The sequence below is a fragment of the Frankia sp. AiPs1 genome, assembly GCF_023716945.1.
GTDB lineage: Bacteria > Actinomycetota > Actinomycetes > Frankiales > Frankiaceae > Frankia.
The window spans coordinates 1-3,535 of sequence record NZ_JAMQQF010000606.1 but is presented as its reverse complement, the minus strand read 5'-3'; the positions used below and the strand labels follow the sequence as shown (position 1 = coordinate 3,535).

General features: G+C 74.3%; 3 protein-coding genes and 1 pseudogene. All 4 read left to right on the top strand.

Translation table 11 applies throughout. The features are described from left to right. Positions 1-455: pseudogene (locus tag ND748_RS28155) on the top strand (DUF4397 domain-containing protein); the annotation flags it as partial. 227 nt (positions 456-682) lie between these two features. Beyond that, complete coding sequence (locus ND748_RS28150; protein ID WP_251749220.1) at positions 683-1,303, top strand: class F sortase; 621 nt, start codon at positions 683-685, stop codon at positions 1,301-1,303. Between the two features lie 249 nt (positions 1,304-1,552). Continuing rightward, positions 1,553-2,248, top strand: coding sequence for a class I SAM-dependent methyltransferase (locus tag ND748_RS28145; protein ID WP_251749221.1), 696 nt, complete (start codon positions 1,553-1,555; stop codon positions 2,246-2,248). 86 nt (positions 2,249-2,334) lie between these two features. Beyond that, positions 2,335-3,366, top strand: a complete 1,032-nt coding sequence (locus tag ND748_RS28140) for an alpha/beta hydrolase family protein (protein ID WP_251749219.1) — start codon at positions 2,335-2,337, stop codon at positions 3,364-3,366. The last annotated feature ends 169 nt before the right edge of the window (positions 3,367-3,535 follow it).

Here is a 3,535-nt window from a genome sequence, read left to right as displayed (position 1 = left end):
CCCCAGGTGGCGGCACTCCCGGTGGCGGCTCGCCGGGCGGCGGCACGCCGGGCGGCGGCACTCCCGGTGGCGGCACCCCAGGTGGCGGCACCCCAGGTGGCGGCACCCCAGGTGGCGGCACGCCAGGTGGCGGCACGCCGGGCGGGGGCACCCCACACACGGTTACGGTGACCGACACCACGGGCAAGCCGCTGGTACCGGCCCAGACCGTGCCGACCAAGCCCGGGTCGACGACCAACCTCTACATCGTCGGGGCCCCCGGCTCCTACGGTTGGCTGTCCCACCAGGCCGCGAACTCGCCCACCTCGGTCAACGCCGGCAACAGCGGCCTGGCCGCGGATGACGATCATCCGCCCGTGCTGGCCATCGGGGCGCTCGGCCTCGCGGTCGGATCGGCCGGGGTCCTGTTCGGGTGGCAGCGCCGCCGAGCGTGGCTGGCCCGCCGCCAGGGATGATCGAGTCTCGCCGACGCACGGTGACGACCGGTCCGCCGCCCGAGGACGGGTCAGACGGACCGGCTGCGCCGACCGCGGACCAGGAGCCGGTCCCGGGCGGCCCGGATCGGCCCAGGCCGCCGGGCCCCCGGCTGGCGCGGACCCGTCGACGTCGCCGTGGCCGCCGCCTACTGGTGGTCACGGCGACGGTCGCGGGCGTCGTCGGCGGCAGTGGTATGGCCGGATGGGTGGCGTCGAGGCCCCCCAGCGACGTCGGCTCACTCGCCGCGGGCGCGACGCCGACCGCCTCCCAGGGGGCGGCGGCGTCGCAGGGGCCGGCAACGTTCGCGAGTTCCACCCGAACGGGCGCCGCGGCGGCCACCTCGTCACCGGCGCCGTCCATCGATGCCCAGGCGCTCCAGCGACGCCGGCCGACCGCCGTCGCCGCGGCGAGCCTGGGCATCTCGGCGCCGGTCACGGTGGCCTCCGTCGATGCGACCACGCACGCGCTCAACGTCCCGGTCGACCCGGCGACGCTGGGATGGTGGGCAGGGGGCGGGGCCCCGGGCGCCTCGTCGGGGACGGTCGTGCTCGCCGGGCACGTCGACTACAACGGCCGCCCCGGCGCCCTCTACCCGCTCAGCCGGGTCGAGATCGGGGCCCTGATCGTCGTCACCAGCGCCGACGGCACGAAGCACGACTACCGGGTGGTGACCCGTCGGCACGTCGTGAAGACCAGGCTGGCGGACACCGGAGTCTTCCGGACCGACGGCCCGGCCCGGCTGGCCCTCATCACCTGCGGTGGGGCGTTCAACACTGCCACCCACAGCTACCGCGACAACCTGATCGTCCTGGCACTCCCCGTCTGACCCGCCGGCCCGTCCGACCCGCCGGGCCCGCGCAGGCCCGAACCCGAACCTGGGCCCGTCGCCAGCGCCGCATCCCCCCGCCGAGGGCGCCCGCGGCCTCGATGGTGCCTGTCTGACGTGGCTGTTTCGCGAAGATGGCCGCTCGCCGGGATGCGGTATAGCTGGGACGTGGACACCCCGGACCGGACCGACCCCCCCGCGGCCATGCCTCCCGCGGCCATGCCTCCCGCGAACACGCCTCCCGTGACCATGCCTCCTGCCACGACCCGCTGGGAAACGCTCACGGCGGGCAGGTCGGGCCGCAGCTACGCGGACCGGTTCGCGCGGCTCGCCGCTACCGGGGTCGACCTGCACGGCGAGGCGACGTTCTGCCACGCGCTGGTGGCCGGCGGGTCGCGCGTCCTGGATGCGGGCTGCGGAACCGGCCGGGTGGCCATCCGGCTGGCGGAGCTGGGCCATCGGTGCGTCGGGGTCGACGTCGATCCATCGATGCTCGACGTGGCCCGCGACCGCTCCACCGCCGTCCGCTGGGTCCTCGCCGATCTTGCCGCCCTGGCCATGCCCGCCGCGTTCGCACCGCCCGACGACGCCGGCGCGCCGGCCGCCACCGACGGGCCCTTCGACCTCATCGTCGCCGCCGGCAACGTCATCGCGCTGCTCGCCCCGGGGACGGAGGCCGCCGTCCTGCACGAACTCGCCCGCCGCCTCGCCCCCGGCGGCCGGCTCGTGGCCGGGTTCGGGCTCGACGCCGCGCATCTGCCGCTGCCTGCCACACCCTTCGGGCTGGCGGACTACGACGGCTGGTGCGCCGCCGCCGGCCTCACCCTCGAGCGCCGGTTCGCCACCTGGCAGGGCACCCCTTTCGAGACCGGCGACGGCCCTCGCGGCCGCGGCGACAGGCCGGTCGCTGCCCCCGGCTACGCCGTGAGCGTCCACCGCGCATAGACCTTGACCTGGCACTATTCTCCGCATCTCGCTACAAATTGTCTGTAAACGGACTAATCGCTAACGTCTCGTTCATGAGAACGCGGATGTGGAGACGGCGGATCCTGCTGCCCTCGATGATCGCGGTGGGCACGTTGGTCGGCCTGTCGGTCGGGGGTTCCCCGGCGCAGGCGGCGACGTGCCCGGCGACGGGTACCAGCAGCGACGACGGATCGTCGATCACCTGTGTCACCTTCCCCGTGGCGGACGACGCGCGCCTGGTCGACGTCACGATCCACTCGACGGCCATGGACGCCGACGAGTCGGTGCGCCTGCTGCTGCCGACCGCCTACGACGCCCAGCCCGACCGGACCTGGCCGGTGCTGTACCTGCTGCACGGCGGGGCCAGCAGCAGCGACATGGCGTCCGACCACACCGACTGGTCGGAGAACACCGACATCGAGAACCAGACCGCCGGCCACAACGTGATCGTCGCCATGCCCGACGGCGGCCGCGCCGGGTGGTACAGCGACTGGGCCAACGACCCGGCCCGCTGGGAGACCTTCCACACGGTCGAGCTACGTCAGCTCCTCGAACGCAACTACCGGGCCGGATCCGACCGGGCGATCGCCGGCCTGTCGATGGGCGGATTCGGTGCGCTGTCCTACGCGGGCCGCCATCCCGGCGACTTCAAAGCAGTGGCCGCCTACAGCGGGGTCGACCACCCCTTCGGCGACTACCAGGGTTTCCAGATGCTCCTGGCCGCGTCCGGGAAGGACATCAACGCCCTGTGGGGCGACCCGACGACCGCGTCCGGGGCGGCGACCTGGCAGCAGCACGACCCGTATTACCTGGTCGACAACCTGACGTCCATCCCCGTCTACGTCTCGTCCGGAGACGGCACCCCGGGCCCGAACGACGCCGATCCCGGCATCGTGAACCTGGAGGCGACGACGAGCACCGAGAGCCAGGCGTTCGCCCAGCACCTCGCCGCCGCCTACGTCGCCGCGCACCCCGGCGCCAGCGGCGATCCGCTGCTCACCACCCACTTCTACAGCCCCGGCGTCCACACCTGGCCCTACTGGTCGGCGGAACTTGACGCCTCCCTGCCCACCCTGCTCGGCGCGCTCAACGCCTGAGCACCGGCCCGTCGGGTCGCGCCGACGGGCCGGTTCGGCTGCGCCGACGGGCCGGTTCGGCTGCTACGACGGCACGTCCCCCGTGCGCTGCGACCTCGACCGGACCGTCGGCCATCTCCCGCGCGCGCCGACACCGCCCTCGCCGCCGCGCCCGGCGATCTCGCGGGCC